20 protein-coding genes are annotated in these 25442 nt (G+C 48.0%); 15 read left to right on the top strand and 5 right to left on the bottom strand.

From position 1 onward, the window contains the following. Positions 1 to 52: 52 nt before the first annotated feature. Positions 53 to 643 carry a DUF308 domain-containing protein gene (locus G8759_RS10690; RefSeq protein ID WP_167207774.1) on the top strand — a complete coding sequence of 197 codons (591 nt, stop codon included), beginning with the start codon at positions 53 to 55 and terminating at the stop codon, positions 641 to 643. A gap of 52 nt (positions 644 to 695) precedes the next feature. Here G8759_RS10690 and G8759_RS10685 read toward each other — a convergent pair whose 3' ends face one another. Next, positions 696 to 1283 carry a Crp/Fnr family transcriptional regulator gene (locus G8759_RS10685; RefSeq protein WP_167207772.1) on the bottom strand — a complete coding sequence of 196 codons (588 nt, stop codon included), beginning with the start codon at positions 1281 to 1283 and terminating at the stop codon, positions 696 to 698. A gap of 334 nt (positions 1284 to 1617) precedes the next feature. Here G8759_RS10685 and G8759_RS10680 point away from each other — a divergent pair, with 334 nt between their 5' ends. From G8759_RS10680 to G8759_RS10655, 6 genes are all read left to right on the top strand, one after another. Continuing rightward, positions 1618 to 2475: a helix-turn-helix domain-containing protein gene (locus tag G8759_RS10680; protein WP_167207770.1), complete on the top strand. Its 858-nt coding sequence runs from the start codon at positions 1618 to 1620 to the stop codon at positions 2473 to 2475. Between the two features lie 63 nt (positions 2476 to 2538). Next, the gene (locus G8759_RS10675; protein ID WP_167207768.1) at positions 2539 to 3531 is read left to right on the top strand and encodes an aldo/keto reductase; all 993 of its coding nucleotides are present in this window, start codon (positions 2539 to 2541) and stop codon (positions 3529 to 3531) included. A gap of 648 nt (positions 3532 to 4179) precedes the next feature. After that, positions 4180 to 7395 carry a putative Ig domain-containing protein gene (locus tag G8759_RS10670; protein ID WP_167207766.1) on the top strand — a complete coding sequence of 1072 codons (3216 nt, stop codon included), beginning with the start codon at positions 4180 to 4182 and terminating at the stop codon, positions 7393 to 7395. Between the two features lie 311 nt (positions 7396 to 7706). After that, complete coding sequence (locus G8759_RS10665) at positions 7707 to 9071, top strand: DUF418 domain-containing protein (protein WP_167207764.1); 1365 nt, start codon at positions 7707 to 7709, stop codon at positions 9069 to 9071. Between the two features lie 383 nt (positions 9072 to 9454). Continuing rightward, positions 9455 to 12760: an efflux RND transporter permease subunit gene (locus G8759_RS10660; RefSeq protein ID WP_167207762.1), complete on the top strand. Its 3306-nt coding sequence runs from the start codon at positions 9455 to 9457 to the stop codon at positions 12758 to 12760. After that, positions 12744 to 13865: an efflux RND transporter periplasmic adaptor subunit gene (locus G8759_RS10655; RefSeq protein ID WP_167207760.1), complete on the top strand. Its 1122-nt coding sequence runs from the start codon at positions 12744 to 12746 to the stop codon at positions 13863 to 13865. Before G8759_RS10660 ends, G8759_RS10655 begins: the two co-directional genes overlap by 17 nt. 11 nt (positions 13866 to 13876) lie before the next feature. Here the strand turns inward: G8759_RS10655 and G8759_RS10650 are convergent, their stop codons facing one another. The 3 genes from G8759_RS10650 to G8759_RS10640 form a co-directional block, all read right to left on the bottom strand. After that, on the bottom strand, positions 13877 to 14392 hold the full coding sequence (locus tag G8759_RS10650; protein WP_167207758.1) for a DUF6169 family protein: 516 nt from the start codon (positions 14390 to 14392) through the stop codon (positions 13877 to 13879). Beyond that, positions 14364 to 14561 (bottom strand): hypothetical protein, encoded by a 198-nt coding sequence (locus G8759_RS10645; RefSeq protein ID WP_167207756.1) that lies wholly within the window; start codon positions 14559 to 14561, stop codon positions 14364 to 14366. Before G8759_RS10645 ends, G8759_RS10650 begins: the two co-directional genes overlap by 29 nt. Before the next feature lie 79 nt (positions 14562 to 14640). Continuing rightward, complete coding sequence (locus G8759_RS10640) at positions 14641 to 16002, bottom strand: M24 family metallopeptidase (RefSeq protein WP_167207754.1); 1362 nt, start codon at positions 16000 to 16002, stop codon at positions 14641 to 14643. Positions 16003 to 16216: 214 nt separating this feature from the next. Here G8759_RS10640 and G8759_RS10635 point away from each other — a divergent pair, with 214 nt between their 5' ends. The 8 genes from G8759_RS10635 to G8759_RS10600 all read left to right on the top strand — a co-directional run bounded on the left by G8759_RS10635 (position 16217) and on the right by G8759_RS10600 (position 24301). Further along, positions 16217 to 18934 carry a DUF5686 and carboxypeptidase regulatory-like domain-containing protein gene (locus G8759_RS10635; protein ID WP_167207752.1) on the top strand — a complete coding sequence of 906 codons (2718 nt, stop codon included), beginning with the start codon at positions 16217 to 16219 and terminating at the stop codon, positions 18932 to 18934. A gap of 16 nt (positions 18935 to 18950) precedes the next feature. Further along, on the top strand, positions 18951 to 19535 hold the full coding sequence (locus G8759_RS10630) for a Crp/Fnr family transcriptional regulator (RefSeq protein WP_167207750.1): 585 nt from the start codon (positions 18951 to 18953) through the stop codon (positions 19533 to 19535). A gap of 280 nt (positions 19536 to 19815) precedes the next feature. Further along, entirely contained in the window at positions 19816 to 20001 is a 186-nt protein-coding gene (locus G8759_RS35670; protein ID WP_197933117.1) for a SnoaL-like domain-containing protein, read from the top strand. Between the two features lie 53 nt (positions 20002 to 20054). Further along, complete coding sequence (locus G8759_RS10620) at positions 20055 to 20561, top strand: DoxX family protein (RefSeq protein ID WP_167207748.1); 507 nt, start codon at positions 20055 to 20057, stop codon at positions 20559 to 20561. Positions 20562 to 20756: 195 nt separating this feature from the next. Then, complete coding sequence (locus tag G8759_RS10615) at positions 20757 to 21218, top strand: VOC family protein (RefSeq protein WP_167207745.1); 462 nt, start codon at positions 20757 to 20759, stop codon at positions 21216 to 21218. A gap of 172 nt (positions 21219 to 21390) precedes the next feature. Beyond that, positions 21391 to 22281, top strand: a complete 891-nt coding sequence (locus tag G8759_RS10610) for an oxidoreductase (protein WP_167207743.1) — start codon at positions 21391 to 21393, stop codon at positions 22279 to 22281. Positions 22282 to 22457: 176 nt separating this feature from the next. Further along, complete coding sequence (locus G8759_RS10605) at positions 22458 to 23258, top strand: SDR family NAD(P)-dependent oxidoreductase (RefSeq protein ID WP_167207741.1); 801 nt, start codon at positions 22458 to 22460, stop codon at positions 23256 to 23258. Positions 23259 to 23494: 236 nt separating this feature from the next. Beyond that, complete coding sequence (locus tag G8759_RS10600) at positions 23495 to 24301, top strand: helix-turn-helix domain-containing protein (protein WP_167207739.1); 807 nt, start codon at positions 23495 to 23497, stop codon at positions 24299 to 24301. Between the two features lie 99 nt (positions 24302 to 24400). Here the strand turns inward: G8759_RS10600 and G8759_RS10595 are convergent, their stop codons facing one another. Further along, positions 24401 to 25408, bottom strand: a complete 1008-nt coding sequence (locus tag G8759_RS10595; RefSeq protein WP_167207737.1) for an IS110 family RNA-guided transposase — start codon at positions 25406 to 25408, stop codon at positions 24401 to 24403. Positions 25409 to 25442: the final 34 nt, after the last annotated feature.

The following is a 25442-nucleotide window of genomic DNA, read 5'->3' as shown; positions in this document are numbered from 1 at the left end:
AAAGGAGTATCAGTGACCTTTGATGTGGCAAAAAACTTAAAAACGTCACGTCATGAATTCATTAAATCAATCTAACGCTACCGTTGCCAATGAGACGGCTGAAACGGCTAAATCGTTAAGAAAACTTTACTTCCTGCGGGCTGCATTTTCGATTTTGTGGGTGATTCTGGTTTTGGCCTTTGCTAAAACCAATGCCGGTATAGCGACTATCCTCTTTATCATTTACCCAGTTTGGGATGTCATTGCCACCTTCCTGGATATCAAGGCCAATCCACCCGGGGCGCCCAAAAAGATGCAGTTTTTAAACGCAGTTATCAGTAGTACCACAACCGTGGCCGTCGCACTGGCCTTGCAAAAAGGCATACCCGAGGCACTGATCGTTTTTGGAGTCTGGGCGATCCTTACCGGGCTTGTCCAACTAATCCTGGGCTTGAGTCGCCGTAAACAATTAGGTGGTCAATGGCCGATGATCATTAGCGGTGGTCAGTCTATGCTGGCTGGTGGTTCCTTTATCGCTATGGCAAATGCGCCCAATTCGGGAATCACTACATTAGCCGGTTACGCGGCTTTTGGTGCTTTTTACTTTATTCTGGCCGCCTATAGGTTGTCGAAATCGATTAAAACAGCTCCGGTGGGTGCTTAAGAATATGGACGAAACCACACGGATTACATTGATAACCGGGGTACAAGTGCCGCTATTTCAATATTCGTTTGCGTATCCGGCTTAAGGACGGGTTGGTGATGCCAAGATAAGAGGATATATGGTAGGCAGGAATGCGGTTAATGATATTGGGGTGCTCTTCCAGCAATCTGATATAACGCTCCTCGTGCGTGTTGAACAGAAACTCCTCGGCACGCGTCTGTGAATACGTAAAAAATAGCTCGGCCAGCAACCGGCCGAACTTGGCCCAGTTGGGATGCGTCTCATATAAACTGGTCAGATCCCGGTAAGAAATATAAACAAGTTCTGAGTCCTCCATGGCCTGTATAAAGTAATGGCAGGCTTTACGGGTGATAAAACTCCTGAAAGAAACTATAAACTGGTTCTCGGAGAAAAAGAAAATGTTCTTCTCTTCGCTGGTCTCCGGATCGCTGTAATAGATCCGGAAGATTCCCTTGACGATCAGCCCCAGATCGTTGCACACGACAGACTGCATATTAAAGAAGTCGCCTTTTTTAAGCTTACGGGATTTCCAGTAAGGCTTACTATCGGCAATATCTTTACCGGTCATGGCGGCAAAGTTGGCTAAATGCGTATTCAGTAATTCGTGATGTTCATCCATAGGGTCAATTCTTTCATTTACCGCTTCCTTGCCCCAGCGAGTGAGCGGTAAACCAATGCCAAAAAGTTTAGGATAATAGCCTGACCAGGTAAAGACGCCTATCTCTACCTAGAGGCTGTCGCGCCAAATGTCAAGCTTAATAAATCAATCATTTTTAACTTAAGTAAATAAACATTTCTCAACATGTGTTGTCCTGATTTTAGACGGGCGTTTACATGGTCGGTTCGCATCTACACAAAACCCTATGAATCAGATAGTTATTGCTTTATCCAACAACATTAATTACACTATTATTATATATCCCCCAGCTACTTATTTTCACTATTTTTGCTTTATGCAAGACATCGAATCACTTCTCATTCTCAACCGACAAAATAACAAACTCGCCATCCGTCTTATCTCGCCTACCTTCGGTCATCTTCCGCCCGAAATCGCTGATCGGTACGGCCTTACCCACCGCAAACCCTACTACTTTTTTCTCTTTCTGCGAGAAGGCCAGACCCAGCATGGTGTTGATCTCCAGCAATTCGATCTAAAAAACAATGAACTCCTGTTCATTCTGCCGCATCAAATCCACCGGCTTCCCACTACCAAAGAAGGCACCGACTATTTTAAGCTCGGTTTTGATGAAAACTGCCTGTCTCTATTGCCCAAACAATATCCTTTTCTCATCAATCCATTCAACAATCAGAAAATACAATTCACTTCATCAGCTGCCGCCAGACTAAAATCCATCTTCGACATGCTGCTCGACTTATTAAGGTCGGTGGATACCGATCCCGAGCTTATCCTGGCTCACCTCAACAGCTTGTTAACCGAAATCAACACCGCTTATTTTTCAATCGACAAAAATCCCGCCGACGACAAACTTTCCCAATACATCCGGTTCAAACTTTTTGTCGAGAACAACCTCACCGAGCATACAACCGTTCAAGAAATCGCGGAACAACTTGCCCTCAACACCAACAGTTTATATACCCTTGTTAAACACTATTCCGGCCTTTCTCCCAAAGAATTCATCACCAACAGGCTCATACTGGAGGCAAAACGTCGACTCTATTATGCTGAAAGTTCAATCAAGGAGCTAGCCTATGACCTGGGTTTCAACGATCCTGAATACTTCTCCCGTTTGTTTAAAAAAGTAACTGGCCAAACAATAGCCACCTTCGTTCAGGATTTGTCAGGGAACTAATGCGATTTGTCCGGCTCCTTTCCTGAGGTTCTCTGGACCTTTGCGCTTCTAATAAATACGCAAATGATCAACAGAAAACTAGGAACAAACGGCCCTCTTGTATCGGCAGTAGGGTTAGGCTGTATGGGCATGTCGGGCGCCTACGGACAATCTGACGATACAGAGTCCATCGCCACCATCGAACGAGCCCTTGAACTCGGACACAACTTTTTAGACACAGCCGATTACTACCGCGTAGGCCATAACGAAGAACTGATCGCACAGGCCATCAAAGGCAAACGCGACAAAGCTTTCCTCTCCGTAAAAACAGGGCAGCTGGTAACTCCCGGACCAAACAAATCGATGGGTCCCGGCCCGGTAAGTGGCCATCCTGATTACCTTCGAAATGCTGTCTTTTACAGTCTCCAGCGCCTGAAAACGGATTACATCGATCTGTACACCCTCGCACGGGTCGATCCCAATGTTCCTATTGAAGATACGGTCGGCGCACTGGCCGATCTCGTAGAAAAGGGCGTTGTTCGTTACATTGGTCTCTCGGAAGCATCGGCAGCGTCTATTCAAAAGGCGGCTTCAGTGCATCCCATCACGGCACTACAAATCGAGTACTCGCTCTGGACGCGCGATATTGAAGCTGAAGTTCTTCCTGCCATCCGCGAATTGGGTATTGGTCTGGTTGCCTATGCCCCGCTAAGCCGAGGCTTTTTAAGCGGTGAAATCAGAACGCCCGACGATCTCAAAGACAGTCGTGTACACATACCCCGTTACCAGGGAGAGAACTTCTACAAAAATCTTGAGCTGGTTGAACAGATCAAAACGCTGGCCGCCGAAAAAGGGTGCACTCCAGCTCAGTTGGCGATTGCCTGGGTGCTGGCCCAGGGCGACGATATCATAACCATCCCCGGCTCTAAACGCATCAGCCATCTCGAAGAAAACATGGCCGCCGAAAACGTTCAACTCACCAGAGAAGATCTGGAAAGCATCGAAACGATCATGCCCGCCGGAATCGTCTCCGGCACCCGCTACCCCGAAAGGTTCTTAAATGCCTTAAACCAATGAACGTTCATCGAATAACAACAAGGATAGCCGAACATTAATCCGTAAACATGACTCATCCCGAAATTCGGGAAGTTTATAAGTAGGCCTTTTGCATAACGGTGTAGAGCCGTGCCACGGTTACTAATGATACTCAGTCGTGCCACTGTACGCGGCTGCGGTGGCACGACTCTATCCCCGTTATGCGTAAAAAAGCTCCTTTCTCGCTTTGGCGTTGTGATGATGCTCAAGCTAAAAAAGGAGGCTTTTTTATACCAGCGACATGCCAATAAAAAGGCTTTGATTTGCAAAAGTCCACAGCCGCTCTATTTCCCGGCTGATACACTACCCCCAAAGTAATTAGCCTGCTCCTTTTTAGCCTAGGTATTGCCTATGTCCATTTCGGCTAAATAATCTAAATCATACGCTCAATATCTCCTTCGATCACATCTGCAACGTATAAACCATAACGACGGCCCAACCGCTTTGTCCATTAGTCAAGGCATTCAGCCGAAGGTTTTCCTTTATAGGTTTTCTCCCTCATTCCTGTTCGTTATTAGGTCATATCCACTCGTTGTTGGTTTGACCTGTCACACCCTTGCCTTTTCCAGTAGGTTTGACCAGTAATCATTCCACTTACTTCAATTACCAATGGCAAGCTCTACTCAGCTTATGACTTCACAGGCATACACCTCAGGTATTTACCCCGGATTAATTCGACTCCTATTCAACGGCTTGCTGTTGGCAACGCTGCTGAGTGCGCAGGCACAAACCACCTGGACCAATCGGCCACAAACGGCGGATCAGCTCCTGACGGATGCCGCTTTTGGAGCCGGGCGATACGTCGTAGTGGGTGGCGATGGAGCAGGAGAATACATTCAAACCTCGACCGATGGCATTGGCTGGTCGACCCAATTCACCGATCACCCCAATTCCGGCGGATTATTCGCCCTGGTTTATGCCGCTGGCAAATTTGTGGCCGTGGGCGCTCAGGGGCGTGTACTGACCTCACCCGATGGGCTGAGCTGGACTCCTCAGGTATCCGGTACTGGCAAGTCCTTAAACGATATCGCCTATGGTGCCGGGCAATTTATTGCCGTGGGTGATAATGGTACGCTTATCACCTCCGCCGACGCGGTGACCTGGAGCCCGCAGGTATCTGGAACCCCTCAGCATATTCTGGTAGCAGCCTATGGTGCTGGCCTGTTTCTGGTGGCAGGACACGATGGAATGATTAAAACCTCAACGGACGGCGTAACCTGGATAAACAGACAATCAGGCATTGCTTCAACGCTGCGAAGTATGACAGCTGGACCCAATGGCCTTCTGGTAGCCGTTGGAAATAATGGTGCCATTGTTACTTCGCCGGATGGAGTGACCTGGACGCTACGACCAGGGCCTGGTGCCTTGTTGGATTTGTCCGGAGTGGCTTGTAATCCGACAACGGGTGCATTTGTGGCCGTAGCCAGGGCGAAAAATCAAGTGCTGACTTCACCCGACGGTATCCAATGGGGTGCTTTCCCGTTCAAGTCCGGAACAGAATTTTTCCTGTACGGTGTTCGATTCCTGAATGGCCAGTTTATCGCTACAGGGGCCGGTGGCACCATTCGCACCTCGACCAATAACGGTATATCCTGGCATCCACTCACGATAGACAGTGATTTGCAGCTTAGGGGGGCGGCTTATGGAAATGGGCGCTATGTGGCCGTAGGCAAATACCCAATTAGTATATCTCCAGCCATTGGCAGCGCGGCAATTACCTCGACCAATGGGGTAAACTACGTATTGGGGAGTCCCCAACATTTTGCCGGAGCCGATGAAGGGTTTAATAATGTTGTCTTTGGAAATGGACAATTTGTGGCCGTGGGCGGAGAGGGAATTATTCAAACCTCCCCGGATGGACTGGTATGGACGATGCGCTATTCAGGTCTAGGAGCCACCATCAGGGCCATTGCCTATGGAAATGGGCAGTATGTGGCTGTCGGTGCCGGATTTGGGCCAGGCTCGAATGGAAATATCCTACAGTCAACCGACGGCATTAGCTGGAGCAAATCTTCGACGGGAAGCACCTTCTATTCCGATATAAGTTATGCGAATGGACAATTTGTGGCCGTAGGGTTAAACGGAGCCATTGGTACATCCCCCGATGGGAGTAACTGGACACCCCGTTCGGCTGGCATCCCAGATAATCTTAGCTACGTCGCTTACGGAAATGGTACCTATATCGCCATTGGTATTGGGTCGGGATTTGGCACAACCGTTACCCGTTCGACCGATGGTGTAAGCTGGACGGTTGCGCCAGCATTTAAAAGTGACGGAGTCGCTTCCGGACTTACTTTTGGCAATGGTCAATTTGTTGCCCTTGTTCAGGGAGGGCGAATTTTTACATCTCCCGATGGTTTGACCTGGACACCCCGGATGTCCAATACCCAAAGTAATCTGGAAGGCATAACGTATGGAAACGGCCTGTTTGTGGCGGTTGGTTATAATGCAACCGTTGTGACCTCACCCAACGATGCGGTTGTTCAGCCGGGTAATTTGCCGCCCGTGGCCCCTGGCATCGGAAATGCAAGCGGTGTAGTTGGCCAGCCTTTTTTGCAAACGATCCCTGCCTTTACAGACCCGGAAGGCCTTCCCCTGACCTACAGTATCAGTAGCTTGCCTGCTGGCTTACAGTTCACGGCCGGATCGGCGGGAACGATAAGTGGTATACCCACTGGAACGGGGGTAACCGATATTACCGTAACCGCTACCGATCAGTCAGGAATGACAGCAACAGCTACCTTTACGATCACCATCAATTCTCCGGGGGGAAACCAGGCCTTACAGCTAGTGGCTCCAAGCTATAACTGCTCTACGGGTCAATTTACTTTCAACACAACCGGTGGCGATGGCTCGCAACCTGAATTCATGGCCATTGGCATCACTGCCTGGACGACCAACCCCAATCAGTTTGTCGATGCTGAATTACGCACGGCGGCCGATGCCCCCCTGATCAGTCTGAAAGCGCGCCAGAATGGACAGGAAGTCACCTACAGCTGGAACATTCGGGCCACATGCCCAATTGGGAACGCCAAGCCCCCCGTCTTCAATGGCCCCTTGGCGAACCAGACGGTGCTCCCCGGCAGTAATGTGCTGATCACACTGCCCTCCGGTACATTTACTGATCCCGAAAACCAGGTCCTGACTGTAACGGCGGCTGGACAGCCTGCCGGATTCACGTTTGATGGCAGCCTCCTAAGTGGAGTAGCTCCTGAATCGGGCGCGTTTTTGATTACCCTGACTGCTACAGATACGGATGGTTTAGCGACAACCGGTCAGTTCATGCTTACCGTGAGCAGCGGTGGTGGTTCAGATCTGCAGCTAGTGGCTCCAACTTATAACTGTGCTACGGGTCAATTTACTTTCAACACAACCGGTGGCGATGGCTCGCAACCTGAATTCATGGCCATTGGCATCACCGCCTGGACGACCAACCCCAATCAGTTTGTCGATGCTGAATTACGCACGGCGGCCGATGCCCCCCTGATCAGTCTGAAAGCGCGCCAGAATGGACAGGAAGTCACCTACAGTTGGAACATTCGGGCCACATGCCCGGTGAATGGCAGTCCCCGCCAATCAGCCGAATTGGAGGCAAACCTGATCACCCATGTGTATCCCAATCCGGTAGATGCTGACCTCACCGTACTTATTGAAGGGGCCAGCCATCAAACAGTAGACTTGTGGTTAATGAATCTGAGTGGATCGAATGTCCTGAATAAACGTGTGAAAGTAACCTCCTCCCGTCATCAGGAAGTACTAAACTTAGAACAGCAGGCGCCTGGTGTGTACCTGTTGCGGGTCACTACCCATAATCAGCAACAGACGGTAAAAGTGATCAAACGCTAATCAAAGAAATCTATTTAGTCAAAAAGCCCTCCGCCACACCAGGCAGAGGGCTTTCAGAGGCCGCTTCTCCCCAATAATATACTGATAACCAGCTAATTTACAAACCAGTAACCATTAACATGATCTGGAAAATCAGGCTACTTGCGGGTAATCGGTAAAGGCTTTCCACTATTTGTCCTGAAAAATGGCATCGGGTGCACTGAAACAGTACTTTTTGCTAACTACCGGTGGTGATTTCCAGTAGTTCTACGCTACAATTAATGGCTGATTATGAGTTGATTTGTCCAGACAATACACTAACAGACAGACATATGGCAAACCTATCCGCAGCCGTAGCTACCCTCCCCAATGACCAATCGCCCGTGTTGTATAAACCCGTGGCTCAACGTGAACGAATCAAAACCATCGACATTCTGAGGGGCGTGGCGCTACTTGGTATTTTATTGATGAATATTCCGGGGTTTGCTATGCCGGATCGCTTTACAGACGCTTTTCGCAATGATCCGGAAAATATAAATTACCGGTTCCATTTCTTTATCACGGTCCTGTTTGAAGGAAAAATGCGGGCCTTGTTTTCGATGGTGTTTGGCGCTGGCGTACTCATTTTTACGACCCGTAAAGAGCAGGCTGGCGCCGGAAAATGGGCCGTAACCGGTCTTTATTACCGCCGAATGGGCTGGCTGATACTCTTCGGTTTAATTCATGCTCATGTACTGCTCTGGCTAGGTGACATCCTATATATTTATGGAGTTTGCGCACTTATTCTGTTCTGGTTCAGGAAATTAAAACCAGCCTGGCTACTTGGCATTGCCTTAGCGCTGGGAAGTTTCGATGCCATTACGGGCCAGTTGTTTTATCATCATATTCGCGAGCAACGCCTGGCTTACCTGGACGTTGTAGCCGCTGAAAAACTAAATAAACCCATAACGAAAACGCAACAGGAGGCTAAAACGGCCTGGCTCGAAACAGCAAAGGAGTTTATTCCAGACAAAGCGGAAATCGACAAAAACACGCGGCTGATGCGGGGGAATTACACCGAAGTGGCCAGTCATGTTCGACCATTTGCCTTTAAAATAGAAACCAATTACCTGATTTTATCCATTTGGGATGCTCTTGGACTCATGTTACTGGGAATGGCTCTGTTTAAGTGGGGCTTTTTAACCGGACAACTCCCTCCTCGAATCTACAGGCGCTTGTTGGCAGTTGGCTATAGTTTGGGGATTCCCATTGTCGTATTCAGTTGGTGGTATGGCCATCAGTTTCCGAACACAACTGCTTTTTTAGATTCGCAACCTGTTTCGATCAGTAGCCTGTTATACCCTATTCAGCGGATGTTACTGGTAATTGCCCATGTCAGTGTGCTCATTTTACTGATTCAGGCAGGCGTGGCAAAGGGCGTTTTTCGAGCGTTGGGTGCCGTAGGACAAATGGCCTTCAGTAATTACATTCTTCATACAATTCTTTGCACACTTATTTTCTTTGGCTATGGACTGGGTTATTTTGGCCATTTACAATACTACCAGCTGTATGCCGTGGTGCTGGGAATCTGGACTGTCAACATTCTCTTTAGCTTATTGTGGCTGCAACGGTTCCAGTTTGGCCCGCTTGAGTGGGTCTGGCGTAGTCTGACCTACTGGAAAAGGCAACCATTACGTCGGTCCGTAGAAATAGAGTGATTATTCGAACAGGTGTTTTAACTTATACAGGTGCCAGATTTAGTCGATCTGGCACCTTTTTTTGTTCGCTATCGGTAGAAAATGTATAAAATACACATTAATAAGTAGCAGAAATGGCAAAATAAGACCTCAGCTACTAAGCATTTTTACTGGCTTTTTAACGTAAGTAGATCATGCATAAGGTGTTGTAACAAAAACGTTGCTGATTAATTCTCTCTTAAAACCAATAGACCAAAGGCCGAAAAGTATCAGACAAATTCGTAACTTTTAGGATCGAATACCGCAGTATGTAATGTATTCTGGAAAAAGTTGGGCAAAATCCTACTGATTGTTCAGGTATAGGAAAATCTGAACGCAAACCATTTAACTAGCTCAGTCGAGTAATGAATTTAATACGATCCGCGTTACGAAAGCCAATTACGATTCTGGTTTTAGTAGCTAGCTTATTCTTCTTCGGTATAAATGCAGTCCGCAACATCAAGATTGATATTTTCCCGAACCTGAACCTGCCAGTTATTTACATATCCCAGCCATTTGGCGGCTATACGCCCAACCAGATGGAGTCGTTTTTCGGGAAACAATATGTAAACCTGCTGCTTTATGTGTCGGGGGTAAAAAGTATTGAGAGTAAAAATATTCAAGGCATAACCTTACTGAAATTATCATTTTACGAAGGTACCAATATGGCGCAGGCAGCTGCCGAAGTGTCTGCCTATTCCAATCGAGCGCAATCTAGTTTTCCGCCCGGCTCGCAACCACCGTTTATTCTGCGTTTCGACGCGTCGACCTTACCGGTTGGACAACTGGTATTGAGTAGTCCGAAGCGTAGTAACAATGAATTGCAGGATCTGGCCAACGTATATATCCGCTCTGGTTTCACATCGATTCCAGGGTTAGTATCACCCGCTCCATTTGGAGGCAACTCCCGGTCCATTGTTATTAAAGCTGACCCGGAATTACTGCGTGCCCACAATCTGACTCCCGACCAGTTGGTGGCTGCCCTACGGATCAACAACCAGGCAACACCGGCAGGAAACGTACGAATTGGCGACCTGAACTATTTTACGCCTGCCAACACGACGGTCAAAAATATTGAAGACTTCGGGAATATCCCGCTCTATACCGGAACGGTTCAAAACCTGTATCTGAAAGACGTAGCGACCATTGAAGATGGAGCCGATATTACGCAGGGTTATGTATTGGTTAACGGGAAACGATCGGTGTATTTGCCCATTACCAAATCGGCCGATGCTTCTACCTGGGAGGTCGTACAAAACCTGAAAGCTTCACTGCCCCGTTTTCAAGCCCTGCTGCCGGAAGATGTAACGCTGACGTATACCTTCGACCAATCGGTATATGTGATCAATGCCGTGGAGAGTCTGATGACCGAAGGCGCTATTGGGGCAATTCTGACCGGTTTAATGGTCCTTTTGTTTCTGGGCGATGTACGGGGTGCGCTGATTGTGATCATAACCATTCCGACCTGTATCATTTCGGGGGTTTTGTTCCTGTCGTTATTTGGTCAGACCATCAACATCATGACGTTGAGCGGCCTTTCGCTTGCCATTGGTATTCTGGTCGATGAAAGTACGGTAACGATTGAAAACATCCACCAGCATATGGATATGGGCAAACCCAAAGCCCTGGCTATTTGGGATGCCTGTAAGGAAATAGCCTTTTCCAAGCTCCTGATTCTGTTTTGTATCCTGGCCGTATTTGCTCCCGCGTTTACGATGACGGGTATTCCAGGCGCGCTGTTTTTGCCTCTTGCCCTGGCCATTGGCTTTTCGATGATCACCTCTTATGTGATGGCCCAAACGCTGGTGCCCGTACTGGCCAACTGGATGATGAAAGAACACCATCCTGTCAGCAACGGGAAAGCGACAAAGCATGATCTGGTGAAAGGAAAACTGATCAAATCAAATGGCAGATCAGGTTCGAACGGACATGATGAACACGACGATCTACTACAGGAAAAGAAGAAACTGGCGCATCGGGTCGACCTTAACAATGACGGCAAAATAAGCTATTTTGAGCGCGTTCGGGCGCGGTTTGTCCGGTTCATCGGGCGGATGCTTCCCTACCGGAAACCCATTGTTCTGGTTTATGTTGTCGGGTCGATGGGGATTGCTTTTCTGCTGATCACATCCATTGGCCGTGATGTGTTACCGAAAGTAAGTGGTGGCCAATTTCAGGTTCGGTTGCGTAATCCTGATGGTACTCGGCTCGAAAAAACCGAAGGGACCATGCTCAAAACCATCGATGTGCTGAATAAACTAGTTGGTAAAGAAAATATCGAGATTACATCGGCTATGGTTGGAATGCACGGGGCTCAGTTTTCGACGAGCCCGATCTATCTCTTTATGGCCGGGCCACAGGAAGGAGTTTTACAGGTAAGCCTGAAAGAAGATTACGATGTTGATCTTGATGAATTGAAGGATAAATTCAGGGCCAGCATGAAAAAAGATCTGCCTGACGTAAAGCTGTCATTTGAGCCGATAGAATTAACCGACAAGATTCTTAGCCAGGGGTCGCCAACGCCTATTGAGGTGAAGCTTTCGGGTAAAAACAAACAGCAAAACGAAGAGTACGCCAATAAGGTGATTGCCAAGCTGAACAAGATTCCATACCTGCGCGATGTTCAGATTGGTCAGGCCACGAAATACCCCGCCATTAACGTAACCATTGACCGGACACGGGCGGCTCAGTTAGGAACCGACATTTCCGCTATTTCACGGTCATTGATTGCCGCTACGTCGTCGTCACGCTATACGGAGAAAAGCGTATGGATCGACCCAAAATCGAGTCAAACCTATACGGTGCAGGTGCAGGTGCCTGAAAACCAGATGACCAGCGTCAACGATTTGGGCGAAATACCCGTTTCACCGAATGCCAACCGCCCAATTCTGAGCGATGTGGCTACCCTGCAAAAAGGAACGACCTACGGCGAAAACGACAATGTTGGCGCCATTCCGGTTTTGTCGGTAACGGCCAATCTCAACGACATCGATCTAGGAACAGCGGCCCGCGATGTCCAGAAAGCCATTGACTCACTGGGTGAATTGCCACGGGGATTAACGGTAAAGATGCAGGGCCTGACGCAGGTGCTGATTGACACGCTCGATAGTCTGCAAACGGGCTTGTTTACGGCCATCGTCGTCATTTTCCTGATGCTGGCGGCTAACTTCCAGTCATTCAAAGTATCGCTGGTTGTACTGTGTACGGTTCCCGCCGTTTTGGTCGGTTCGCTAGTTCTATTGATGCTAACCGGCTCAACGCTCAATCTACAATCTTACATGGGTATGATCATGTCGGTGGGTGTATCCATTTCCAATGCCGTACTGATGGTAACTAACGCCGAAGAACTTCGAATGCGAAATGGAAATGCCTTGCTTTCGGCCCGAGAAGCGGCCTCTGTGCGTATGCGACCTATTGTGATGACCAGCGTAGCCATGGTTGTCGGAATGATTCCGATGGCCTCGGGCATAGGCGAAGGTGGTTCGCAGGCCGCTCCGCTGGGCCGTGCTGTTATTGGCGGCCTGATCGCATCGACATTTGCAGCCCTGTTTATTCTCCCGCTGGTATTTGCGTGGGTACAGGGTAAAACCTCAACCGATTCAGTATCGCTCGATCCTGAAGACAAAGAAAGTAAGTATTATATTCCATCCTCGTATGAACCGGTTAATTAACAAACCATATTTTAATCTGCTTGCCCTTGTTGGGAGTTTATTCCTGCTCAGTACTGTAACCAGTTGTCATTCATCTGAAGGCAAAGAAGAAGCTGCGGAAGCTCCTGATGCACCGGCAGCTACGGAAGTATTCTCGCTAAAAAAAGGAAAACTATCGTCGTCATTACAAGTGCCGGGCGAACTGGTAGCTTTTCGTGATGTTGATATTTATGGCAAAGTGAGTGGCTTCATCAAAGCCCTCCATGTTGATGTTGGGTCTGAAGTGAAGCAGGGGCAACTGCTTGCCCTCGCCGAAGCACCCGAATTGAGCGCCCAACTGTCGTCGGCTGAATCGAAACTCAAAGGACAGGAAGCGGTATCGATTGGGAGTAAGGCCAATTATGAGCGTATACTGGAAGCCAGTAAATTCTCGGGAGCCGTCTCGAAAAACGATGTCGATCAGGCGCTAGCGAAACGTAATGCGGACCTGGCTCAACTGGAAGCGGCTAAATCAGCCTATCGGGAAGTGTCTGACCTGAAAAAATACCTTGAGATCCGTGCTCCCTTTGATGGGATTATCAGCGCGCGTAATGCCAGTACAGGTGCCTACATCGGTCCCGCTGGGAAAGGCTCCGAGTTCCCGTTATTCGTATTAACCGAGCAGAAGAAATTACGTCTGGTTATTTCGGTTCCGGAAGCGTATACGGGTTATGTGGATCAGAACGACGCGGTGAGCTTTACCGTTAAGGCCTTCCCCGACAAGAAATTTACAGGACAGGTAAAACGTCAGGCTGGCGCGCTTGATAAACGCTTACGTTCTGAGCGTGTAGAGGTCGATGTCATTAACAATGACAAGAAGCTGTTGCCCGGCATGGTGGCCGAAGTCAACGTTCCACTACCGACCAAAAACAATACGTTTATTGTGCCGAAATCCGCTATAGTCAACTCAACAACGGGTGTCTTTATTGTCAAAGTTAAGGATGGTAAAGCCGAATGGGTTCGGGTGAAAACAGGGCTTGAGGCTGATGAAAAAATCGAGGTATTCGGCCAGTTGACCGAAGGCGATCAATACATTACTGCCGCTACCGAAGAAATTCGGGATGGTTCGCCGGTTAAAGTGAAATGAGGTAATATTGATTACTTTTCGGGATCACTGTAACCAAGTGATAACTTTTGAAAGGATATAATTATATCGGCCATTTGAGGATTATCTATCCGCATGATAAGCGATGTGTAAAAGAATTCTGTCCCAGTTCCGAAATGATAGTCAAACTTCACAAAACTTAACCCCGCTCGGCCGGATTGCTCAAACCACTGGTTAAATTTTCGATTTCGGGCGTTGGCACGTCCATCTGCATTCTCGCAGATATAGACAACAACTGTTTCTTTCAGCGTAAAGAATTCATTGAAAATAGTGGCAAGAGTAATTGGGATGCACTCGTCAGGTGGAGGAAGCTTAGGTAGTGGATTTTCGGCAACTTCAATCACAAATTCATAGGCGAATTCAGTGAAAGGAGGCTGTTTGCCGAAAATATAACTACTTGGTTTAAACTTTAACTCGTAAACAACCTGATCACTGGTTATGAATATATAGGTGTTATTGATACCACCCAGATAAATAAATTCATACCCCTTTTTGGGTGTGTTCTGCATTCCGTTTCTTCAGCTCGTAGATAGCAGCCTTTACTTCAGGTTTTCGTAGATCGTCCCGAATTTCCTGCTGAAGCTGCTGTTTGCTTTTTAACATGCATTTAGCAACAGCAACCATACGTTTTTGAATTTCCTCGTGTTCCTGACGTTCCAGCTCAATAATAGATGTCATGACTCTTAGACGTTTAAAGCTAGTAAAGTTACATAAAGCGATGAAACATAGTTCCCTGCATCTCATCGCTATATAGGGCTCATTTTACATAGCCCAATTTTCGGGGTATCGTATAAATTTCCGTTTGCCGACCGTCTATATAGCGAAATGTCTGACCGTCGAAAAAGCCATCTTCTTCGAGCATGATGCGTACGACTTTCTTCCATTCCGGAATTTCGACGGCAGCGTTGAGTTCAATAGAATAGGCGGTATTGGCCAATAGTGGATAATCGCCAGGGCCCGGAACGCCTTTCTGTTGATCCCAAAGCCCGATTGTCGGCCCAGCCGCATGACCGTGAACGCCAATGGGATGGGAATAAATCGTGCCTTTAATGCCTTCTTTCTGCGATTGATCCAGAGCCGCCAGTAGCATTTGATTCCCTGTTTTTCCGGACTTGAATTGCTCGATCAGAATATCCTGCAACCGATTTCCCTGCTTAAAGGCAGCCTTGATCGATTCTGGAACGTCGGTTTCACCGGGGCGCAATACATAGGCGTGCTGCTGTTGATCAGTGTTCAGGCGCAGATACGTGATTCCGAAATCAACGTGAAGCAGATCGCCCGGCATGATAACCTGTTTATCGGGGCGCTTCGAGAACGTACGAAGGTGATTGAAATCCTGCTCGTCGGCCCGTTGAACGTCAACCGTTGGGTGAAACCAGGTATCCAGGCCAAGGCTGGTAATGCGCTGGCGGAACCACCAGACTACGTCGTCGGTGGTGGTAACACCCGGCTGAATGACCTGTTCCGAAAAACCTTCCTGAATAATCTGGTGCGATAAACGGCAGATAAGCGGATAAATCGCCATTTCCTTTTCGGTTCGGGTTTCGAGCCAGCCAACCGCTACTTTCTCGGCCGAAACAAGGCGTTTCTGATAGTCGGCGGGTAGCTTTTTAAGGAACTCTTCGTGTTCCGAGAAGGATAGTCCATCCGCATGGCCATAGTTGGTGGACATATTCAGGCCAATTTTTTTGGGCTTCCGGTCTTCAATGATCTTCGCCAGTGCTTCCCATTGGTTCGGGCGAACGTCAATATCCCACGCACCTTTCAGCAGATTGCCTACATCATAGCGCGCAATGGCCAGTTTCTCAACCTCTTTCCCATTATCGAAAAAAACGATGATTGTCCGTCGCCGTGCCGATAGCCAGGTACTTGGCAGCATGGTTCTCAATACGGGATCTTCATTGTATTCGCGGGAAATAATGATCCACATATCGAGACCTTCCCGACGCATCAGTTTTGGGAGAAAGTTAGTGAAGCGATCGTCCAGAATGTCATCGATTACACGCGCCCGTTCGCGTTCCGGCAAAACGGTCGATGGTTGTGTGGGTTGGGCAGTTGCGGTGGAGGAAGCAAGCGAAAATAGAAATATCCAGAGGAGAAAGTGTACTGATTTATACATAGGTTACAGGTTGTGAGCAGTTTGAAGCAAGATACGCAAAGACATTATAGATTTTTAACAATACGCTCAGACAACGCTTTGATTCATATCTGCATCTGCCCTACAGAGTGCCTTCACTGACTGATTCTTCAAAATCTGATGTTTGGGCATAAAATGCTAAATTACGTTCGTTAGCTTGCTAGCGTCTGACACTGAATACACAACCTATTCTTGCATGAAGATTACCCTACTTAGTCTGTTTGCTTTCTTTTATTCAACAATAGGCATCGCGCAAACAGGCGGCACGGGCCTACGGGGAATGGTTAAGAATGCTCAGGGAGAAGCACTGCCTTATGCCGCTGTCATTGTTAAAGGGACACCGAACGGTACGATTACCAACGCCGAAGGGCGCTATGAAATCGCGCTGGCACCTGGCAAGTACACCATTGTTTTTCAGTTTCTGGGATTTCAGACAATCCAGAAGCCAGTAGAGATTGGAGCCGGATTTACCACATTAGACGCTACCCTGGAGGAGCAGGCCCTTCGGCTGGCGGAGGTAGAAGCGAAAGCCGGTAACGAAGATCCGGCCTATACGATCATGCGACGCGCCATTGCCAAAAGCCGGTTTCATCAATTGCAGGTACAGCGGTTTAAGGCGAGGGTCTATACCAAATCATCATTTACCGTGCTGGATCTTCCCAACCTGGCCGAGATGGCGTTTCGGAAGCAGCTAAAAGAAGCGGAAAAGGAAGCCAACTTCAAAGTTGGTGTGCCATTGCTGAACGAAACCGTGGCCGAAGTCTCGTTTAGTCAGCCCAATACCTACCGGCAACGGATCATTGCGAATCGTAATTCGCAGGGCGATTTTCTAAGTCCTAACCAGTTTTATAACGCCAGTTTTTATAATCCAACCATTGCGAACACGGTATCGCCACTATCGCCCAAGGCGTTTGCGTATTATAAATTTGAATACAAGGGTACATTTCGGGAGCCTGGGCCAGATGGGAAAGCGATAGAAATCAGTAAAATTCAGGTTATTCCAAGGCAGTATGGCGAGGGCGTTTTTCGGGGTACGATCTATATCATCGAAAACACCTGGGCTATTCACAGTTTACAACTGGAGACGGTCAACAGCATCGGAATTTCCTTCACCGTTCGCCATGTCTGTACGCCTATTCAGGGCGTTTGGATGCCGACAAACCAACGCTACAATGGCAGCGGGTCTTACCTGGGCGTGAAAGCAACAGGTTACTATATCCGCAACCTTACGTTCAGTGAATTCGTGGTCAATCCAGCCTTTGTGGAGGAAATTGAGGTTGCCGATGAGAAAAAAGGGGCGCCCGCTACAACACTATCCAAAGGGGATATCAAGGGCAAACAATTGGATGAGCTGGTGAAAAAACAGAAGGAATTTTCAACCAAAAATTTAAGGCAACTCGTCAAGGAATACGAAAAGCAGGAAAAACAAGCCCGAAAAAATCGAAAAGAAGACGTAACCGTTGTGCGCGACGATTCACTGGTAGTCGATTCTCTGGCTCGCAAACGATCCAATGTTTTCTGGGATTCGCTGCGGTCGGTGCCACTGACAACCGCCGAAATCAAAAGCTACCGCAAAGCCGATAGCCTGGGACTAACCCGTGAGATAAAAGCACCCGGAACTGCCGATACCACCCGACGAGACACAACCAAAAAGAAATCACCGAATAAGTTTTCCATTGGCCAATTACTGAGCGGCAACACATGGCGCCTGAGTAAGCGCAGTTCCCTGATTTACACCAGTCCAATCACCCGGATCGAGTACAATACGGTTGAAGGCTACACGCTGGAAGGCGCGCTGAACTTCCGCTATCGGGCCAGAGTAGACTCTGTAAATCGGTTCAGGCAAATTCCATTGGGCGAATGGAATATCGGTGGAACGGGCCGCTATCAGTTTGGCCGAAAGCAGTTTGTGGGATACGGTCAGGCCAGTTACCAGTACAAAAACACCCGAATTGGTTTAACAGGCGGCCGGTATTTGTATCAGTTCAATCCCGATAATCCAATCAGCCCATTTTTGAATTCACTGACAACACTCCTGTTCGAGCAGAATTTTGCGAAACTCTATCAGAAAGATTTTCTAAACTTATCTGTCAGCGCGTCGCCATTTAAACAACGACTAAACATAGCCGGTAGCCTGGAATATGCCCAGCGAACAGAACTGACCAACTACAAAGAAGACCTTAAACCGTGGATTAACTGGCGTAATCGTGTCTATACGCCCAACCGACCCGAAAATGCTGAACTGACCACCACGGGTTTCCCGGTGCACAATGCACTGATACTGAACCTGACGGCTTCGGCGCGACTGGGTTCTACCCAATACATCATCCGGAATGGACGGCGGACAGCCCAGCGTGATAATGATAGCCCGTTACTGACCGTAAATTACCGAAAAGGTATTCATGGCGTTGCTGATTCCGACGTCGATTATGACTTTCTCCAGGCCAGCATCAGCCATTCATTTGAAACCGGTATACGGAGCCGTTTGAATTATCAGATCAGTGCCGGGGCCTTTTTGAATGATAAACAGGTCTATTTCCCCGATTTCAAGCACTTTGCAGGAAATCAGTTTTTCTTCCAGCAGGGCGATGTTGTCTCCAGTTTTCGTCTGCTGCCGTATTATCAATACAGCACTGGGAAGCGGTTTGTCGAGGGCCATGTACTGGCCGAATTTCGCAAGTTTCTTGTAACCCAGCTGACGATTGTTCGGCTGATTGGCCTGAAAGAGAACCTGTTTGTGCATTACCTCTACACGCCAAATTCGCAGCACTACACCGAAGTTGGCTATGGTTTAGATGGCCTGATTCCGCAGGTGCTGCCATTTTTCCGGGTGGAAGTTATTTCGCAGTGGCAGGACGCCAAATACCAGGGATTAGGGTTCCGGATTGGCACAACACTGAAATTTGGCCGGTAAGCGTTGATGTATGACAATGTACGATCCGATCCTCGCTCATGTAGGTCAGTATATCCAGCTCGAACCGGCCGAAACGGACTATTTCACCTCGCTGCTGAAGTATAAACTGCTGCGCAAACGCCAATATCTGGTACAAGCCGGTGACGTATGCAAGTTCGATTCATTTGTGCTTAAAGGTTGCCTACGGACCTATTTTGTGGACGATCGTGGCGACGAGCATGTGGTGCAGTTCGCCGTTGAAAACTGGTGGACCGGCGATCTGTATAGTTTTCTGACACAATCGCCAGCGGCCTACAATACCGACGCCCTCGAAGACTCGGAGCTTTTACAGATCGATCAGGCATCGATGGACGAGCTGTATGAGCGTGTCCCCAAATTTGAACGATTTTTTCGTATTCTCAGTCAGCGGGCGTTTGTGGCAGCGGAACAACGCGTGATTGCCACCATCAGCCAAACCGCCGAGGAACGTTATCGTCACTTCATCGAGCGTTACCCTGGTATCGACCAGCGTGTTCCTCAACACCTGATCGCCTCCTATTTAGGTTTTACACCCGAGTTTCTTAGCCGCATCCGAAAGCAAATGGCTACCCGGAAAGCTTAAACTAGATCAATACTATTTCCTAAACTACATCAAGGAACCCGCCTAAGGGCTTGCCGTAGCTTTGTCCTGTCAAAACAAGACGATAATTATAAAAAGACAAAGCAATGGATAAGCTCCTCAACAACATTCAACAACTGAACCAGCTCGTGCTCGACGGCCGGGCAATAGATGCCTTTGAGTACTACTACGACGAACAGGTCGTCATGCAGGAAAATGCATTGCCCCTACAATCGGTAAAGCCGCAAACCGTCAGCGCGAACAGCTGTTTTATAGCAATCTCATGGCCGTACATACGGCTAGGGTACTCGACACAGCCGCGGGTGATGGCGTAACGATGGTCGTTTGGCAGTATGACTATACGCACAAAGAGTGGGGTCGCAAAAACTACACGCAGGTATCGGTGCAGCACTGGCGCAACGATAAAATCGTTCGCGAGCAATTCTTCTATGATTCGGTGCCCGCCTGAACTCTTTTTATCATCGAAGCCCAACGGTTAATCACCGTACAACTAACATCATCATGTTTCAAAAACTCATTGCCACCCGTAACGACTGGGCGGGATTGATACTTCGTTTGCCGCTCGGCACAGTAATGATCTATCATGGATTGCAGAAAGCTGTCGGTTGGTTTGGCGGCTTTGGTTTCAGCAATACCATGCATTTCTTCACCGACACGGTTCATATTCCCTGGCTTATTGGTCTTTTGACCATTGGTATCGAGACGATTGGCGCTATCGGACTGCTGCTGGGTTTGCTGGGGCGGATAAATGCGCTGGCGACCTTTGCCGTTATGCTGGGAGCGATGCTGACCACGCATTTGCCATTTGGCTTCTCCATGAACTGGTTCGGCAACCAGAAAGGAGAAGGTTACGAAATGGACTTGCTCATTTTCGGCATGAGCCTGGCCTTACTATTTATTGGCAGTGGTCGCTATTCGATCGACCGTCTCCTTATGCGACGTGCTGGTGCCTCGGAGAAAAACCCCGCCAGTCAGCCCCAGCCGCAAACGGCAACCTTCCTCAGATAGAATTAGTCGTATCTTTCTGTTACTTCTATGCCCGCTAAAGTCTGAAAATGCTTAATCTCATCTGATTTTGGGAATTGTATGGTTTGTTTACTAATGTGCCGCAATAGCCCCTCTTTTTGTCGTTTTTACCCTCCTTTAACGACGGCGAGCAAGCGTATATTTGCCTTAGTATTAATCAGTAACAAGGTAAACAACATGCAAAAGATCACGACATTCCTGACGTTCAAGGATCAGGCCGAAGAAGCCGCGAATTTGTATACGTCGATTTTTAAAAACGCAAAAATTGACCATATTTCCCGGTATGGCGAGGCAGGTCCGGCACCGGCAGGAACGGTAATGACTGTTATGTTTCACCTCGATGGACAGGAATTTATAGCCTTGAATGGTGGACCCCATTTTACATTTGCCGAAGGCATTTCACTCTTTGTTAACTGCGAAACTCAGGAGGAAGTAGACAATTTTTGGGAGAAGCTTTCTGAAGGTGGTGAAAAAGGGCCCTGTGGCTGGCTCAAAGACAAATTCGGGGTATCGTGGCAAATTGTGCCGTCCGTAATGAATAGCCTGTTGCAGAGCAAAGACGCTGAGAAATCAAAACGGGTTATGGAGGCCATGATGAAAATGTCTAAGCTTGATATCAAAACATTAGAAGAAGCGTAAGCTATTTCCGTATAAACAAAGCGGGCCGGAAACCTCATTGAGGGTATACCGGCCCGCTTTGCATTAAGAAGCCTCCCGTTTAATGTGAGCGTTTCAACAAACCAACTTTGAGCGTTTCAACAAAGTTGGCCCTACAAATACAGCCGACCTTTGTCAAAAAAAAGCACAGACAATGACAAAAGTTTGGTTTATTACAGGAAGTTCCCGGGGGCTTGGACGAAGCCTTACCGAAGCAGTGCTCGCCAAAGGCGATACCGTAGTGGCAACGGCCCGCAAGCCGGAACAATTAGCAGAACTCACGCAAACGTATCCGGATCAGATCTACCCGATCCAGCTGGATGTTACCGATAAAGCACAGATCATCTCCGCTGTTGAACAGGCAATAATCCGTTTTGGACGTATAGACGTATTGGTAAATAATGCTGGTTTTGGCATTGTCGGTGCTGCAGAAGCCTTTACCGACGAACAGGTACGGAGCCAGTTGGAAACAAACCTCTATGCGCCGATCGAAATAACCCGCGTTGTGTTGCCTTACATGCGTAAGCAGCGGTCTGGCCGTATTTTGCAAATCAGTTCAGTAGGAGGCCGAGTTGGGAATGCCGGTTTAACCATGTATCAGGCAGCTAAATTTGGACTGGGTGGTTTTAGTGAAGCATTGTCTAAAGAAGTGGCTCCACTTGGCATACGGGTAACGAGCGTAGAACCCGGCGGATTTCGTACTGATTGGGCCGGTGACTCCATGACCTATGCTCCGCAAATTGACGACTATGCATCGACCGTAAATCAACGGGCCGATTACTTTAAGAGCGGCTCCTTTGTTCCAATGGGTGATCCCGATAAGGCCGCAAAAGCAATGATTGATCTGGTCGAGCATCCGGAGCCACCTGTGCATTTGGTACTGGGCAGTGAAGCAGCCAGTCTTTTGACACACGCCGACGCCGAACGAAAGGCTGAGTTCGAAAAATGGATGCCGGTAAGCATCTCTACCGATCATGATGAAGCCGCCAATTTTCTGGAAACAGAGTTAGGGAAAGCGTTTGTGAACCGGAAGGGGAATGATTAAATGACTGACAACGGCCACGAGAGCAGGTGTTTACTTGTTGCCGGAGGTCATCTCACTGATCTATTGCAATAAAATTATATCCCTGCATTTCAGTCGTCTACACGGTCTTAATGGCTTATATCTAGTAGTGTTTGCAGGAAGTCAGAAAATAATAAAAAGTAAAAAAGGAGGTTATTTTGGACCTGAAATTAGTAGGTAAACGTGCTTTGGTGACCGGATCGAGTTCCGGTTTGGGCGAAGCGATTGTCAGGATGCTGGCCGCCGAAGGAGCAGCTGTTGTGGTGCATGGTCGTGACGAAAATCGGGCCAATGCCGTTGCGGAGGTTATTCGCCTAGAAGGTGGTCAGGCTGATGTTGCCATCGGTGATCTGGCCACAGATTCCGGTGCTGATACAGTAGCCAATACGGCCTTGAAGGGCGGAGCAATCGACATTCTGGTCAACAACGCCGGCGCCTATCACCACATGAATTGGATGGAAGCAACTCCCCAAAACTGGATCGAGACGTATGAATCGAATGTGTTGTCCGGCGTGCGCATGATACACCGGCTGGTGCCGCAGATGCGTGAGCGAGGCTGGGGTCGTGTCATTCAGATTGGAGGAGGCCTTGCCCAGCAACCGATCCCGATGCAGCCCGATTATAATGCTTCGTTGGCGGCTCGCCATAATCTGGCCGTTTCGCTGGCCCGCGAGTTGAAAGATTCAGGAGTGACTTCGAACGTTGTAGCGCCGGGAGCGATTCTTGTCCCAAGCGTTAAAGCGTTGCTGATGAATCTTGCACCAGCTAAAGGTTGGGGAACAACCTGGGACGAGATTGAACGAAATGCAGCCCGTGATTTCGTACCAAATGATATAGGACGTTTTGGACGCCCAGAAGAAATAGCCGGAGCCGTTTCGTATCTGGCGAGTTCTTTTGCCGATTATATAAGTGGTGCCGTTCTGCGTGTCGATGGGGGTACCATCCGCTCGGCTTTTTAACAGGATCAATGACCTATTGGCAAGGAGCATTAGAACTCATATACTAGTCCAGCGGGATTCTATTCGTACGAATTATTGTTCACCATTAAGCACATTGACCTCGTACTAACAACCCTGTTCGAGATTGCAAAAGCTCTAATAATAGGAGCTGCTTAACCACTTGCTGTAAGCTCTGGAAAGGAGGCTATCGTAAGCAGTTAAGCAGCTTCTGTTTATTTGTATAAATCTGTATCTGTATGACGCTGCCCGAAAACGATAAGAGATCGGCACACATCCTCTATTCCTGCTACCATACCCGAAGCCGGGAGGGCGAACAGTTCATTCCTGAGCATATTTTCAGTTACCAGATTGCGGGTACGCTGACCATGAATGACGGCAATAAAGAGTATATTTTTAATGAAGGTGATTTCAGATTCTGCAAGCGAAATCATCTGGTTAAATTTAATAAGCAGCCACCCGAAAGCGGTGATTTTAAATCAATTTCCGTTTATCTTGACCAGGAAACGCTTCGAAATGTGAGTCTGGAATATGGTTACAAAGCAGAAAAACACCAGGAAGGTGATACCATTCTTCCATTGAAGCCTGCCCCACTCTACGAAAGTTACATGAATTCGCTGATGCCTTATGATCAGCTACGGCAACCGGCTAATGAAAACCTACAGTCCTTAAAATTGCGGGAAGCAATTTTGATTTTGCTGCAAACGAATCCGGAATTAAAGACCGTGCTGTTCGACTTTTCGGAACCGGGCAAAATTGATCTGGAAGGATTTATGAACAAAAACTTTCACTTCAATGTGGAGTTGAAACGGTTTGCCTACTTAACGGGCAGAAGCCTTGCTACGTTTAAGCGGGATTTTGAGAAGATATTTCATAGTTCACCCAGTCGCTGGTTACTGCAAAAAAGGCTACAGGAAGCACATTATCTAATAAAAGAAAAAGGTAAAGCCCCCTCGGATGTGTACCTCGATCTGGGCTTTGAAGACCTGTCGCATTTTTCGTTTGCCTTTAAAAAAATGTACGGTTCATCACCGTCAAGGGTCTGATTCTTTCCTTAAAGAAGTAGTGCCTCAGTTTGAATTTTAATGCTTGATTACTTAGTGCTCAGCCACTTTAACCCTATAAACCGCACCGATTTCTATGGGTTAAACAAACGAAGGGGTATAAAATTTATCATATTTCTCGCCCCGACGCACAACAGCGCAAACGCGATGAATTAACTTGTTGCGAACCGCGTTGAGCACCAGCATTGTGTGCTTACCTTCACTTAGCTTACGCTGATAATAATCCTGAAGGTCGCCCTTCATCTGGATGGCTAACATCGTTCCCATATGAAGCAGCGACTTTAAACGCTTACGGGCTTGGTGACTCACTCGGGTCTTGCCTCGGATGCTGCTACCGGATCGGTACTCAAAAGGGGCCACCCCAGCGTGGCAGGCTAACTTTTTGGGATCACTGATGGTCTGCATTTCATTGGTGGCAATGAGTAACTCAGTGGCAATGACGGGGCCAATTCCTGGAACCGAAACCATCAGATCGAAAAGCTCTTTCAGCCGGGCATCGTCTTGAACAAGTTGGTGGATCTGTTGATCAACGGCTTTCTGTTCCTCTCTAAGGGCCGCCAACGACTTCTTGATATTGTCCTTTAGAGTCTTTTTCAGAGAACGGCCAATAAACGTTTCCTGCTCAGATGCCGGAACGGCTAGTAAATTATAGGCTTGATTGAGCCGCTGGCGGGTAGCGCTCAGCAAGGCCAGTTTTTGGATTACCTCGCGTGGTGGCTCCCATAAACGTATCTGGTCGCGGAAACGAAACGCGTACTGGGCGATTCGTTGAGCATCGACTTTATCAGTTTTACCTCGTTGCATCCCACCCGCTTGCTTGATCTGCAAGGATGATTCGAGCCAGACTGGTAACTTCAACTCGTAGAGTATCTCCAACAAGTGGGCACTGTAAATACCCGTATGTTCCATGCATAGAACGACCTGTTTAGCATTCCAGCCAGGCAGGACTTTGAACTCGGCTAAAGCAGTCTTAATACCAGCCACCGAGTTAGCCGTATGTGTGTTGAGCACTACTCCCTGTTGAGTCCAAACGGCCCAATCAAGTGTATCTTTAGCAATGTCGATTCCGATAAAATAGCAGAAGTCCATGAGGTTTGTTAGTTTTGAATGAGTAGTCAACAAG

This window comes from Spirosoma aureum (assembly GCF_011604685.1).
GTDB classification, from domain to species: Bacteria; Bacteroidota; Bacteroidia; order Cytophagales; family Spirosomataceae; genus Spirosoma; species Spirosoma aureum.
This window is presented reverse-complemented; position numbering and strand designations above follow the sequence as displayed.

Excerpts from the sequence above, each read along its gene's own strand:
- G8759_RS10685 (WP_167207772.1), bottom strand. The coding sequence starts at position 1,283 with ATGGATGAACATCACGAATTACTGAATACGCATTTAGCCAACTTTGCC.
- G8759_RS10600 (WP_167207739.1), top strand. The coding sequence starts at position 23,495 with ATGACGCTGCCCGAAAACGATAAGAGATCGGCACACATCCTCTATTCC.
- G8759_RS10635 (WP_167207752.1), top strand. The coding sequence starts at position 16,217 with ATGAAGATTACCCTACTTAGTCTGTTTGCTTTCTTTTATTCAACAATA.
- G8759_RS10620 (WP_167207748.1), top strand. The coding sequence starts at position 20,055 with ATGTTTCAAAAACTCATTGCCACCCGTAACGACTGGGCGGGATTGATA.
- G8759_RS10630 (WP_167207750.1), top strand. The coding sequence starts at position 18,951 with ATGTACGATCCGATCCTCGCTCATGTAGGTCAGTATATCCAGCTCGAA.
- G8759_RS10595 (WP_167207737.1), bottom strand. The coding sequence starts at position 25,408 with ATGGACTTCTGCTATTTTATCGGAATCGACATTGCTAAAGATACACTT.
- G8759_RS10680 (WP_167207770.1), top strand. The coding sequence starts at position 1,618 with ATGCAAGACATCGAATCACTTCTCATTCTCAACCGACAAAATAACAAA.
- G8759_RS10650 (WP_167207758.1), bottom strand. The coding sequence starts at position 14,392 with ATGCAGAACACACCCAAAAAGGGGTATGAATTTATTTATCTGGGTGGT.
- G8759_RS10665 (WP_167207764.1), top strand. The coding sequence starts at position 7,707 with ATGGCAAACCTATCCGCAGCCGTAGCTACCCTCCCCAATGACCAATCG.
- G8759_RS10645 (WP_167207756.1), bottom strand. The coding sequence starts at position 14,561 with ATGACATCTATTATTGAGCTGGAACGTCAGGAACACGAGGAAATTCAA.
- G8759_RS10660 (WP_167207762.1), top strand. The coding sequence starts at position 9,455 with ATGAATTTAATACGATCCGCGTTACGAAAGCCAATTACGATTCTGGTT.
- G8759_RS10675 (WP_167207768.1), top strand. The coding sequence starts at position 2,539 with ATGATCAACAGAAAACTAGGAACAAACGGCCCTCTTGTATCGGCAGTA.
- G8759_RS35670 (WP_197933117.1), top strand. The coding sequence starts at position 19,816 with ATGGCCGTACATACGGCTAGGGTACTCGACACAGCCGCGGGTGATGGC.
- G8759_RS10610 (WP_167207743.1), top strand. The coding sequence starts at position 21,391 with ATGACAAAAGTTTGGTTTATTACAGGAAGTTCCCGGGGGCTTGGACGA.
- G8759_RS10690 (WP_167207774.1), top strand. The coding sequence starts at position 53 with ATGAATTCATTAAATCAATCTAACGCTACCGTTGCCAATGAGACGGCT.
- G8759_RS10615 (WP_167207745.1), top strand. The coding sequence starts at position 20,757 with ATGCAAAAGATCACGACATTCCTGACGTTCAAGGATCAGGCCGAAGAA.
- G8759_RS10655 (WP_167207760.1), top strand. The coding sequence starts at position 12,744 with ATGAACCGGTTAATTAACAAACCATATTTTAATCTGCTTGCCCTTGTT.
- G8759_RS10670 (WP_167207766.1), top strand. The coding sequence starts at position 4,180 with ATGACTTCACAGGCATACACCTCAGGTATTTACCCCGGATTAATTCGA.
- G8759_RS10640 (WP_167207754.1), bottom strand. The coding sequence starts at position 16,002 with ATGTATAAATCAGTACACTTTCTCCTCTGGATATTTCTATTTTCGCTT.